Genomic DNA, 11,224 nt, shown 5'->3' with positions numbered 1-11,224 from the left:
CATTGCGAGTCAGGTGCACCAATAACATGAAAAAACACCATTTCTGTCTGCTTCCCCTCGCATTGGCGGTGGCGGCTTGTACCAGCTATCAGCACCCCGAACCGGTGCAGGCCAAAGACGCCCTCAAGCAGGCCATGAAGGAGCAGACCCCGACCGCGCCGCTGACCACTTTGCCTCCCTCGGTGCAGAGCGAACTGCTGCAGCTCAATCGTCCCCAGCAGCCCCTGGCTGTTCCGGAGAAACGGCTGCGCATCGCGGCCCATGATGTCGATGCGGTGGAGTTCTTCGGCTCCCTGTTCAAGGGCTCCCGCTACAGCGTCGCCGTCCATCCCGGGGTGGCCGGTGCCATCTCGGTGGAATTGAAAGACGTGACCCTGCAGGAGGCGCTGGCCACGGTCGGCGACATGTACGGCTTCGACGTGCAACGCAAGGGCAATGTGTTTCACGTCTATCCGGCGGGCCTTCGCACCGAGACAATCCCGGTCAACTACCTGATGATGGCCCGCCGCGGCCTCTCCCGTACCTCGGTCAGTACCGGCGGGGTGACGGCCAACGACAACAACAATAACGGCAACAACAACTTCGACAGCAGCGGCAACAATAACAACGGCAACAACAACCTCGGCTCCTCCAACGGGGACAACGGCAACAGCAACAACAGCAACGGCACCCGGATCGAGACGGACAGCAACAACGACTACTGGAGCGATCTGCGGGACGCCCTGCAGACCCTGATCGGCACAGGCGAGGGCCGGGCCGTCATCACCAGCCCCCAGGCGGGTCTGGTCACTGTGCGTGCCTATCCGAAGGAGCTGAAAGCGGTGCGCGAGTTCCTGGATCAGTCCGGTGAACACCTCAAGCGCCAGGTGGTGCTGGAGGCGCGGATCCTGGAAGTGGCCCTCAACGAGGGGTACGAACAGGGGGTGGACTGGAGCGGTCTCTCCGCCAGCTGGGACGGCAACAAGGGCATCACGGGGGGCGGTTCCCTGCTCGACAGCCCCATCGCCTCGACCCCCAACCAGATCTTCAGGGCCCTGGGGGGCGGTGCCGGCTTCACCATCTCCGATGGCAACTTCAACGTGGCGGTCAGCCTGCTCAAGACCCAGGGGGACGTGAACACCCTCTCGAGCCCGCGCGTCACCGCCACCAACAACCAGAAGGCGGTGATCAAGGTGGGGACGGACGAATACTTCGTCACCAACGCCTCGACCACCACCACCACCTCGGGCAACTCGGCGCCCATAGTGACGCCGAACGTGGAGCTGACCCCCTTCTTCTCCGGCATCGCCCTGGACGTGACCCCGCAGATCGACGAGGCCGGCCGGGTGCTGCTGCACATCCACCCCTCCGTCATCGACACCGAGGAGCAGAGCAAGACCATCAACGTCGGCACTGCGGATCCCCTGGTGCTGCCGCTGGCCAAGAGCTCCATTCGTGAATCGGATACCGTGGTGCAGGCCAACAATGGCGACATCATCGTCATCGGCGGCCTGATGAAGACCGACAAGCAGGAGATCGTCAGCAAGGTGCCGCTGCTGGGGGACATTCCCTGGGTCGGCGAGGCCTTTACCAACCGCCGGGAGAGCACCAAGAAGGTGGAGCTGGTGATACTGCTCAAGCCGACAGTGGTGGAGAAAGACACCTGGCAGAAGGAGCTGCAACGCTCCTCCGAGCTGCTCGACAAATGGTATCCGCCCAAGGGCTAAGCCATGATGCTGAATCGGTCTATTCCCGGTGTTTCCCTGCCGCGAGCCTCTGAGCTCTGCCTGGGGGGGGCGTCCTCATGCACCTGAACCATGTTGTTTTGCAGGTGTTCTCCTTCGGCCTGATCGGCGTTGGCCGTGACGGGGACTGGGAGGGGACATGTACCTGAACCATTTCGGTTTGCAGGAGGCCCCCTTTGGCCTGACCCCGAATACCGGCTTCTACTACGGCCTGCCTCCCCACGAGGAGGCCATGCAGGTGCTGAACTGGGCGCTGGCACAGGGGGAGGGTTTCATCAAGGTGACAGGCGAGGTGGGCACCGGCAAGACATTGCTCTGCCGCAAGCTGCTGAGCGAGCTCGGCTCCGAGGCGTGCCCGGTGCGCCTGGCCTGGCTGCCCAATCCCCACCTCACCCCGGGTGAGCTGCGCACCGCCCTGGCCCTGGAGCTGGGGCTGGCGGTGCAGGGGGATAGCGAGCTGGATCTCACGGATCGCATCCATCGCCACCTCATCGCCCTGCACCAGCAGGGGAGCCGGGTGGTGGTGCTGATCGACGAGGCGCAGGCGCTGCCGGACGAGACCCTGGAGGCTATCCGGCTGTTCGGCAACCTGGAGACCGAGTCCAGCAAGCTGCTGCAAATAGTGCTGTTCGGCCAACCCGAGCTGGATGTCCGGCTGGCCAGACCCCACCTGCGCCAGTTGCGCCAGCGCATCGGCTTCTCCTACTGCCTGCGCCCCTTGCGGTGCGACGAAACCCGGGCCTATCTGGAGCACAGGCTGCACGTCTCGGGTTATCGCGGGGCGACGCTGTTTGGCGGCCTGGCCCTGCGCCTGCTGTGGCGGGCGTCCCGCGGCATTCCGCGGCTCATCAACGTGCTGGCCCAGAAGTGCCTGATGCTGGCCTACGGCCGCGGGACGCGGCGGATCGACAGCGCCCTGGTGCGCCTCGCCATTCGCGATACCGATGACGCCCGCGGTGGCTCATTCGTACGCTGGTGGCCCCTGTTGTTGTTGCTGGGCACTGCCCTGGCCTATGGAGTCTGGTCATGAGCGTGATCAATCAGATGCTCAAAGATCTGGAGCAGCGCCAGCCAGGATCCGATGGCGCCGCCGTCTATGTGGCGCCTGCGCGTCAGCAGGGGTGGTGGATGCTGGTGCTGACCCTGCTGTGCACCCTGGCGCTGGCCATCCTCGGCTGGCGCACCTGGATCTACTGGCAGCAGAGCCAGCGCACGGCGCAGCCGACGGTTCAATTGACGACCGAGCTCGCCCCGGCGAGCCAGGCGCAGACGCAGCCTGCCTCCTCTGCCACCGAGGTGGTCGCCGTGCCCCCCGAGCCCCAGGGGGCCGCCTCCGGGGCGGTCGCTCTGGATGCCGCCCCTGTGGCCGCAATGGCAAGGACCAGCGCGCCCGCCGGGGTGGCAGAGGGTGCTTCCGCGACCGAGGCGCTCGCCGACGAGGCCCCGGCGTCCGAGGCCCTGGCCGAGACGCCGTCGGAGGATGAGGTCACGCCGAGCGATGAAGAGTTGCAGCCGGATCTCTATGCCGAGCTGGCCGCAGAGCAGGAGGCGGCACCCCAGGAGGTGGCCGCCCCGCCCCGCAAACCCGGCGTACTGAAGATAGAGACGGTGGATCTCTCCGAGCCCGAGCTGGCGGCCCTGGCCGAGCGCAAGGCGACCACCGCCATGGCCAAGGGCCAGATGCGGGAGGCCCAGGACAACTATTACCAGGTGCTGGTCCATGATCCGCACAATCAGGGGGCGCGCGAGCAGCTCGCGGGCCTGCTCTACGGCGAGGGTCGGCTGACCGAGGCCAGCCAGGTGCTGGAAGAGGGGCTGAGGCTGGATCCGGCGCAGGCCGATCTGCGGCTGCTGCTGGCCCGGGTGGCCATCAGTGGCGGCGATCGCCAGAAGGCGCTGGACTGGCTCACCGGCTATCAGCCGGATCTTGCCGCCAACCTGGACTATTACGCCACCTGGGCGGGGCTAGCCCAGGAGCTGGGTCAGCCGGCCCAGGCGTCCGAGCTCTACGTCAAGCTGCTGCGCCAGCAGCCGGATCAGGGGCGCTGGTGGCTGGGGCTGGGGGTGGCCGAGGATGGTCAGGGCCACCGCCAGCGGGCGCTGGATGCCTATGGCAATGCCCAGCTGCACGGGGAGCTGGGCGAGGCATCGACCCGCTGGCTGGAACAGCGGATTGCCGAGCTGACGCCCTGACCCTCTCCCAAGGGGAGAGGGGACAGATCGAGGTCGAGTCAGGCTCCTGGGTTCGATTAGGGTCGCGTAATCGGACACGCCAGTGGGAATGGAATAACGAAATCAGCCCGTAGGTTCGATTAGGGGCGCGTAATCGGACGCGGCGGCGGTGTTATCACTGTCATCGGCGTAATCAGAATCAGGAATTTGGAGCAACAATGGCACAACCCAGACTGAAAATGCGCCTCGGCGACCTGCTGGTACAGGAGCAGATCATCTCGGATGATCAGTTGCAGCTCGCCCTGCAGCAGCAGCGTCAGACCGGGCGCAAGCTGGGGACCACCCTCATCGATCTCGGCTTCATCAGCGAGGTGCAGCTGTTGCAGTTCCTCGCCCGCCAGCTGGACGTGCCCTTCTTCGATCTCAACAACCTCACCATAGACGCCTCGGCCGTGACCCTGTTGCCCGAGGTGCAGGCCCGCCGTTATCGTGCGCTGGCGGTCAACCTCAGCGACGACAAGGTGACTGTGGCCATGTCGGATCCCGCCGACTTGAGCGCCCTGGATGCCATAGCCGCCCTGCTCAGCCCCCGCGAAATGGTGCTGGCGGTGGCGCGGGAAGGCCAGCTGCTGGAGTATTTCGACCGCCTCTATCGCCGCACCCGGGAGATAGAGAGCTTCGCCGAGCAGCTGCACGAAGAGTATCAGGACGCCAGCTTCGAGCTGGGCTCCAGCAATCTCGGGGCCGGTGACGAGGGGGAGGCGACCGTGGCCAAGCTGCTGCGCTCCCTGTTCGAGGACGCGGTGCAGGTGGGGGCCTCCGACATCCACATAGAGCCGGACGAGAAGGTGCTGCGCATTCGCCAGCGCATCGACGGCGTGCTGCACGAAAACGTACTGAACGAGGTACGCATCGCCCAGGCGCTGGTGCTGCGCCTCAAGCTGGTGGCCGGGCTCGACATCTCCGAGAAGCGGCTGCCCCAGGATGGCCGTTTCGCCATGAAGGTGCGCGGCCGGGACGTGGATGTGCGTATGTCCACCATGCCGGTGCAGTACGGGGAATCCGTGGTGATGCGACTGCTGGATCAATCCTCCGGCATCTTGTCGCTGGCGGAAACTGGCATGCCACCGGCCATCCTGGGCCGCTTCCGGCGCCAGCTCAAACGCCCCCACGGCATGATTTTGGTGACGGGCCCCACCGGCAGCGGCAAGACCACGACGCTCTACGGCGCCCTCTCCGAGCTCAACCAGGCCAGCCACAAGATCATCACGGTGGAAGATCCTGTGGAATACCGGCTGCCGCGGGTCAACCAGGTGCAGGTCAACCCCAAGATAGGGCTCACCTTCTCCCAGGTGCTGCGCTCCACCCTGCGTCAGGATCCCGATATCCTGCTGGTGGGGGAGATGCGGGACAACGAGACGGTGGAGATAGGCCTGCGTGGCGCCATCACCGGCCACCTGGTGCTGACCACATTGCACACCAATGACGCCGTCACCAGCGCCCTGCGCCTCATCGACATGGGGGCCCCCGGCTATCTGGTGGCGAGCGCCCTGCGGGCCGTGGTGGCCCAGCGTCTGGTGCGACGGGTGTGTGAGCACTGCGCCTGCGAGACGGCGCCGGACCAGGGGCAGGCCACTTGGCTCACCATGCTCTCCGGCGAGGCACCCGGCCAGCACCTCTATCGCAAGGGGCGTGGCTGCCAGAGCTGCAACTTCACCGGTTATGCGGGCCGGATCGGGGTCTACGAGCTGCTGGAGCTGGATCAACCCATGATGGATGCCCTGCGCCGCAACGATGCGGAGGGCTTTGCCCGGGCGGCGCGCGAGCACGAGCACTACAGGCCTCTGGCCCTGACGGCGCTCGATTATGCCCGTGAGGGGATCACCTCGGTGGATGAGGTGCTCAGGCTGGCCGAGGATCTGGGATAAGCCATGGGCAGCTTCAACTACAAGGGGCGCGACAGTCAGGGCCAGGCCGTCAGCGGCATGGTGGAGGCCGCCAGCGAGCTGGCCGCCGCCGAGCAGCTGATGCGCCGCGGCGTGATGCCCACCGAGCTCAAAGCGGGCAAGGCCAGGGCGGCCGGCATCGACTGGTCGCTGCTGCTGGAGGGGAGCGTCAAGCTGGAGGAGCTGGTGGTGTTCAGCCGCCAGATGTATGCCCTGACACGGGCGGGCATTCCCATACTGCGCGCCATCGCCGGGCTGGAGGAGAGCGCCCACAGCAAGCCGCTCAAGCGGGCACTCCATACCCTGGGGGAGGATCTCGGCAACGGGCGGCCGCTGTCGAGCTCGATGCAGGCTCACCCCAAGGTGTTCAACAGCCTGTTCGTCGCCATCATCCACGTCGGCGAGAACACAGGCCAGCTGGAGGAGGCCTTCCTGCAGCTCGCCAACTATTTCGATCTGGAGCTGGAGACCCGCAAGCGGATCAAGACCGCCATGCGCTACCCCAGCTTCGTGATGATTGCCATCGGCATCGCCATGGTGATCCTCAACATCATGGTGATCCCTGTGTTCGCCGGCATGTTTGCCAAGTTCGGGGTCGAGCTGCCGCTGGCGACCCGGATCCTGCTCGCCACCTCCCACTTCTTCGTCCACTACTGGTGGCTGCTGCTGGCCATCCTGGCGGGCATGGTGTTTGGCTGGCGCCGCTGGGTCGCCAGCCCCCAGGGCAAGCTGACCTGGCATCGCTGGCAGCTCAGGCTGCCCATAGTCGGCACCATCATAGAGCGCTCCCTGCTGGCCCGTTTTGCCCGCAGCTTCTCCATGATGCTCAAGGCCGGGGTGCCGCTCAACACGGCGCTGACCCTGGTGGCCGATGCGGTGGACAACGCCTATATGGCGGGGCAGATCCGCGACATGCGGGCGGGTATAGAGCGGGGCGAGAGCCTGCTGCGCACCGCCGGTGCCAGCGGCCTGTTCACCCCCCTGGTGATGCAGATGATCGCTGTGGGGGAAGAGACGGGCCAGGTGGACGAGCTGCTGCACGAGGCGGCCGAGTATTACGAGCGGGAGGTGGATTATGACCTCAAGAGCCTCACCGCCCGCATCGAGCCCATCCTCATCGGCATAGTGGCCGTCATGGTGCTGGTGCTGGCGCTCGGTATCTTTACGCCCATGTGGGACATGATGCGTGCCGTTCGCGGTCAGTGATGGGGGTGATGTGGTTCAGCATCTTCACTTCTCCTGGTGGGGGGTATGATGCGTGCGGTTCGCGGTAGACAAGATGCGGGAGAGGCATGAGCAGACAGTCCGAGCAGGATGAGCGTTGGCTGGGAGGCTACAGGCGGCTGATCGCCTGTCTCCTGCTGCTGGTCATCCTTGCCACCCTGGCCCTGAGCTATCGCAGCCACAGGGAAGAGGCGCTGGCGGTCAGCCTGAGCCTGCTGGGGGAGCAATTTGCCGAGCGGGCCCAGCGACTGCACGGGCGCTGGCTCGATGAGCGGCGCCCCGAGGTGCTGCATGCAGAAGGGGTGGCCTGGCAGTTCGATGGGCGGGGCTGGCCGCTGGCGGTGCTGCCGCTGCAGTCCCCCTCCGCCAACTGCCGTCAGCTTTGGCTGACGCTGATCGGCCCCGAGGATCCGGGGTTGCCGTCCTGGCAGGCACTCGCCAGCCAGCATGGGGACGGCTGCGAGTTTGGTTGGGAAGGGCACTGGCTGTTCTACCGTTTCAGCGATGGCCGGGTACTGGCGAAGCCTTGAGTCGATCTCTCAAGTGCTTCAGCGACATGATTTTTTTCTATCTGCATGAAATAATGCGGAACATTACGGAGGCAGCATGGCAGCAAAGAGAGTGAGCGCCGGCCAGGGACCAGGTCAGATGGCCGGTTTTTCCCTGATAGAGCTGGTGATCGTCATCGTGATTCTGGGGATCCTGGCCGTCACCGCCTTGCCCCGTTTTCTCGACGTGACCGACGAGGCGAAGAAGGCCAGCGTGGAAGGGGTATCGGGCGGCTTCGCCACAGCGGTCTCTCTGGTGCGGGCCCAGTGGGAAGCCGAGGGGCGTGCCAAGCAGGACAGCCTCAACACTGTGCTGTACGACGGTTCCCGTTTCTATCTGACCACGCCGACCGACAGCCAGGTCAGCAATGGCGAGCTCTCCCCCGGTTATCCCATGGACACGGCGGCGAGCGGCGCTCCCGATGTGGATCCGGCCAATCTGACGGCGGCCCGCTGTCTCAATATTTGGGAGGGCTTGTTGCAGAATCCTCCCAAGGCTACTGCCAACTTTGACGAGGTGCGCGGTAGCGGCAATGACCTGAAGTTCTATGCCACGGTGAGCAACAATGGACTGGATTCGGTCTGCCGTTACTATCTGGTCAACAGCCTGAGCAAGGGAAGTGATGGGCGCTATCAGGACCCGCAAGGGAGCACCGATGCCTACATGAGTTTCAGTTACCGCCCGGCCTCCGGCCAGGTGACTACCAATATCAATTGATAAACAGAGGAAAATGTAATGAAAAAGCAGGCGGGTTTTACCCTGATCGAACTGGTGATCGTGATCATCATCCTGGGCATTCTGGCGGTCACCGCTGCGCCCAAGTTCCTGAATCTGCAGGATGATGCGCGTCTGGCTGCTGCCAATGGCGTGAAGGCATCACTGCAAAGCTCGTCTCAGTTGGTATACAGCAAGGCTGCCATTCTGGGTGTTGAGGGCTCCTCTTCTGGTGCAGTCTCTGTGGCTGGCGCAACCGTTAAGACCAACTATGGCTATCCGGTGAATACTGACGCAGGCAAGACTGTTGCACTGGACGGTTGGAGTGGTGCGATGTCTGGTTCTATCGCCACCTTCAAGCCAAGCAACGAGCCCAACAGCAAATGTGCCGTGACTTACGATAATGCCATCACTGCTGCTGGTGGTGTTCCCTCCATCGCCGTCAGCACTGATTGCGGCAAGTAATGATTAAAAGGGCGGGGCTTCGGCCTCGCTTTTTCTTTATCCACGATATCCCCGATGAGAGCGTGAATGACGACAGCCAAGGGCTTCACCCTGATTGAACTGGTGATCGTGATCCTGTTGCTCGGGATTCTGGCCGCCTTTGCCGTGCCCAAGTGGCTGGGCAAAGGCGGCTTTGAAACCCATACCCTGCGTGACGAGCTGGTGACCCGGTTGCGGCTGGTGCAGACCATGAACATGCATGAAGGGGAGGCGCGCTGCACCCAGCTGGTGCTGGAGCAGAGTCGCTTCGCTCACCTGACCCAGACGGGCAGCTGTGCGTCCGGGTCCATCATAGATAACTGGAGTGCTAACGAGCGGATCCGGGGGCGCGTTGTCACGGCCTCCGGCGACATCTCCCTGCCGCAAGGCAGCTTCTTTTTCGACAAGCGCAGCGGCCGTCCGCTCTCACCGTCCACCTGCGTCACTGGCTGCAACCTGTTGGTGAGCAGCGGGCAGGAGAGCGCCCGACTGCGTATCGAGCCGGAAGGTTATATCCATGCCCTCCCTTAAGGCCCGTCGCGGCTTCACCCTGATCGAATTCGTGGTCGGCATTGTGCTGCTGGCCATCGCCCTGACCGGGATCCTGGGGCTTCTCATCAATCAGGCCCCCCAGGGGGTGGATCCGGTGCAGCAGGTGCGGGGCGCCCAGCTGGCCCAGCGGATCCTCGGCGAGGTGCTGCAAAAATCCTTCGATGAACACTCGGATCACAATGGCGGCCGTTTTCGCTGCGGCGAGACGGTCGGCACCCCTGCGGTGACCTATCCCGCCTGCACCCCGGTCGCCGATTACGGTCCGGATGGCGGCGAGACGCGCCCCTACGAGTTCAACGACGTGGATGACTTCGATACCGCTGGCAACTGGGTGGACGCCAACCAGTTTACCCAGATGGATGCCGAGGGCGTCAGCGACGAGGAGTATCGCCACTATCAGGTCAGGATCGCCGTCACCCCGGATACCCTGTTCGGGAGCTCAGGCCTGGGGGCCGAGTCCATCGGCAAGCGCGTCGCTCTGACAGTGCGCCTGCCGGACGAGAGCGAGCTGGCTTTCACCCTCTATCGGGGGAATTACTGATGGACAAGCCGCGTTCCCGTTATGCCGCGTCCGATGACGCATATGTTACCGCAACCCGTTACCGCGTCCGACCTGGGCGGGCACGGGGCTTCACCCTGGTGGAACTGGTGATGGTGATCTTGCTGCTCGGGGTGATGGCCACCTTTGCCAGCCAGTTTATCGGCATCGGCACCCAGATTTACGGGGATGCCAGCCGCCGGGAGCAGCTGATGAGCGATGCCCGCTTCGCCCTGGAGCGGCTCAACCGCGAGCTGCGGGATGCGGTGCCGGGCTCGGTGCGGATCGAGGATGTCGACGGTAAGCTGGTGGCGCGGGGCGCTTGTCTGCGCTTCTGGCCGATCGCCACCGCCAGCCGTTATCTGGGCTCTGCGGCCAGCGGTGGGCTCACCATAGTGGTGCCTGAGGTGCTGCCCAAGAAAGATGAGGACCTTGCCATCATCTACCCCCTTGCCGATCCAGTTCTCAACCTGGAGCAGGGGTGCCTCCATGGCAACTGCGTGGCCAGGGTTATTTCGGTGGGGAGCCCGGTCTCGGGAGCCTTGCCGCTGACGGTGGATGACACCTTCGCCAAGGAGTCGCCGGGGCAGCGCATCTATTTTGCCCGTCAGCAGGTGCGTTACTGCGTGATGAATGCCGCCCTGACCCGGGCCAGCGCCGCCATAGGCACTGACTTTCACGGGAGCTCGCCGGCCCTGATGGCCGAGCATATTCGCCCTGCGTCCTATTACTTCTACCGTGAACCTGCCGCCTTCAGCCAGAGCGAGGTGGGACTGCGGATGGAGCTTGAGCAGCGCGGCGAGCGCGTCCTCTTCAACCACAAGCTGGAGACGCTCAATGTTCCCTAGGCCTCCCCGCAGGTTGGCGCCCCAGCGCGGCAGCGCCATCGTGGTCGCCCTCTTCGTCATCGTCATCATGGCCCTGCTGGCAGCGGCCATGGGCCGCTTCCTGGTGGACAGCGGCGAGAAGAATACGGTGGAGGTGCGCGGGGTGCGTGCCCTGATGGCGGCCCAGAGCGGGCTGGAAATCGCCCTCTACCAGCTGTTTCCCAATCGCAGTGGCGCCGAGTTGCCCGCCGCCTGCACCAGGGTGGCGGCGTCCCGGGTATTCGACAAGGATCCCGGCCTGAGCGGGTGCCGGGTCTCGGTGAGCTGCAATGAGATCCAGGCCAGTCAGGGGGGAGAGACCAGCACCACCTACCGGCTCACCAGCCTGGGCACCTGTGGCACAGAGGCAGCGGGCGCCAACCCGGGCTTTGTCGTCAGCCGCACCCTGGTGGCGGAAGCCTTTGATGGAGTGACACAGTGAGATCCCCAATGAGG

12 protein-coding genes are annotated in these 11,224 nt (G+C 64.5%); all 12 read left to right on the top strand.

The window, feature by feature from the left end; genetic code table 11:
- Nucleotides 1–26 precede the first annotated feature (26 nt).
- A complete protein-coding gene (mshL, locus tag G4923_RS12740; RefSeq protein ID WP_106885199.1) occupies nt 27–1,706 on the top strand; it encodes a pilus (MSHA type) biogenesis protein MshL in 1,680 nt (559 codons plus the stop codon).
- Nucleotides 1,707–1,863: 157 nt separating this feature from the next.
- Nucleotides 1,864–2,754, top strand: coding sequence for an ExeA family protein (locus G4923_RS12735; protein ID WP_111910769.1), 891 nt, complete (start codon nt 1,864–1,866; stop codon nt 2,752–2,754).
- Nucleotides 2,751–3,917, top strand: coding sequence for a tetratricopeptide repeat protein (locus G4923_RS12730; RefSeq protein ID WP_163137284.1), 1,167 nt, complete (start codon nt 2,751–2,753; stop codon nt 3,915–3,917). The genes G4923_RS12735 and G4923_RS12730 overlap by 4 nt, the downstream gene beginning before the upstream one ends.
- Nucleotides 3,918–4,114: 197 nt before the next feature.
- Nucleotides 4,115–5,824: an MSHA fimbrial ATPase MshE gene (mshE, locus tag G4923_RS12725; RefSeq protein ID WP_163137283.1), complete on the top strand. Its 1,710-nt coding sequence runs from the start codon at nt 4,115–4,117 to the stop codon at nt 5,822–5,824.
- Between the two features lie 3 nt (nt 5,825–5,827).
- On the top strand, nt 5,828–7,048 hold the full coding sequence (locus tag G4923_RS12720; RefSeq protein ID WP_163137282.1) for a type II secretion system F family protein: 1,221 nt from the start codon (nt 5,828–5,830) through the stop codon (nt 7,046–7,048).
- Nucleotides 7,049–7,134: 86 nt separating this feature from the next.
- Nucleotides 7,135–7,596 (top strand): hypothetical protein, encoded by a 462-nt coding sequence (locus G4923_RS12715; RefSeq protein WP_139744579.1) that lies wholly within the window; start codon nt 7,135–7,137, stop codon nt 7,594–7,596.
- A 76-nt stretch (nt 7,597–7,672) separates the two neighbouring features.
- Nucleotides 7,673–8,332 carry a type II secretion system protein gene (locus G4923_RS12710; protein WP_139744580.1) on the top strand — a complete coding sequence of 220 codons (660 nt, stop codon included), beginning with the start codon at nt 7,673–7,675 and terminating at the stop codon, nt 8,330–8,332.
- 18 nt (nt 8,333–8,350) lie between these two features.
- Nucleotides 8,351–8,794, top strand: coding sequence for a prepilin-type N-terminal cleavage/methylation domain-containing protein (locus tag G4923_RS21370; protein ID WP_163137281.1), 444 nt, complete (start codon nt 8,351–8,353; stop codon nt 8,792–8,794).
- Nucleotides 8,795–8,860: 66 nt separating this feature from the next.
- Nucleotides 8,861–9,343 (top strand): prepilin-type N-terminal cleavage/methylation domain-containing protein, encoded by a 483-nt coding sequence (locus G4923_RS12700; protein ID WP_163137280.1) that lies wholly within the window; start codon nt 8,861–8,863, stop codon nt 9,341–9,343.
- On the top strand, nt 9,330–9,905 hold the full coding sequence (locus G4923_RS12695) for a prepilin-type N-terminal cleavage/methylation domain-containing protein (protein WP_163137279.1): 576 nt from the start codon (nt 9,330–9,332) through the stop codon (nt 9,903–9,905). Before G4923_RS12700 ends, G4923_RS12695 begins: the two co-directional genes overlap by 14 nt.
- Nucleotides 9,905–10,750, top strand: a complete 846-nt coding sequence (locus tag G4923_RS12690) for a PilW family protein (protein WP_163137278.1) — start codon at nt 9,905–9,907, stop codon at nt 10,748–10,750. Before G4923_RS12695 ends, G4923_RS12690 begins: the two co-directional genes overlap by 1 nt.
- Nucleotides 10,740–11,210, top strand: coding sequence for an MSHA biogenesis protein MshP (locus G4923_RS12685; RefSeq protein WP_163137277.1), 471 nt, complete (start codon nt 10,740–10,742; stop codon nt 11,208–11,210). Before G4923_RS12690 ends, G4923_RS12685 begins: the two co-directional genes overlap by 11 nt.
- The last annotated feature ends 14 nt before the right edge of the window (nt 11,211–11,224 follow it).

Source organism: Aeromonas rivipollensis, from assembly GCF_010974825.1.
Lineage (GTDB): Bacteria > Pseudomonadota > Gammaproteobacteria > Enterobacterales > Aeromonadaceae > Aeromonas > Aeromonas rivipollensis.
Note: the sequence above shows the minus strand (reverse complement) of the source record. Positions and strands in the feature narration are given on the sequence as shown.

Excerpts from the sequence above, each read along its gene's own strand:
- mshL (WP_106885199.1), top strand. The coding sequence starts at position 27 with ATGAAAAAACACCATTTCTGTCTGCTTCCCCTCGCATTGGCGGTGGCG.
- G4923_RS12735 (WP_111910769.1), top strand. The coding sequence starts at position 1,864 with ATGTACCTGAACCATTTCGGTTTGCAGGAGGCCCCCTTTGGCCTGACC.
- G4923_RS12730 (WP_163137284.1), top strand. The coding sequence starts at position 2,751 with ATGAGCGTGATCAATCAGATGCTCAAAGATCTGGAGCAGCGCCAGCCA.
- mshE (WP_163137283.1), top strand. The coding sequence starts at position 4,115 with ATGGCACAACCCAGACTGAAAATGCGCCTCGGCGACCTGCTGGTACAG.
- G4923_RS12720 (WP_163137282.1), top strand. The coding sequence starts at position 5,828 with ATGGGCAGCTTCAACTACAAGGGGCGCGACAGTCAGGGCCAGGCCGTC.
- G4923_RS12715 (WP_139744579.1), top strand. The coding sequence starts at position 7,135 with ATGAGCAGACAGTCCGAGCAGGATGAGCGTTGGCTGGGAGGCTACAGG.
- G4923_RS12710 (WP_139744580.1), top strand. The coding sequence starts at position 7,673 with ATGGCAGCAAAGAGAGTGAGCGCCGGCCAGGGACCAGGTCAGATGGCC.
- G4923_RS21370 (WP_163137281.1), top strand. The coding sequence starts at position 8,351 with ATGAAAAAGCAGGCGGGTTTTACCCTGATCGAACTGGTGATCGTGATC.
- G4923_RS12700 (WP_163137280.1), top strand. The coding sequence starts at position 8,861 with ATGACGACAGCCAAGGGCTTCACCCTGATTGAACTGGTGATCGTGATC.
- G4923_RS12695 (WP_163137279.1), top strand. The coding sequence starts at position 9,330 with ATGCCCTCCCTTAAGGCCCGTCGCGGCTTCACCCTGATCGAATTCGTG.
- G4923_RS12690 (WP_163137278.1), top strand. The coding sequence starts at position 9,905 with ATGGACAAGCCGCGTTCCCGTTATGCCGCGTCCGATGACGCATATGTT.
- G4923_RS12685 (WP_163137277.1), top strand. The coding sequence starts at position 10,740 with ATGTTCCCTAGGCCTCCCCGCAGGTTGGCGCCCCAGCGCGGCAGCGCC.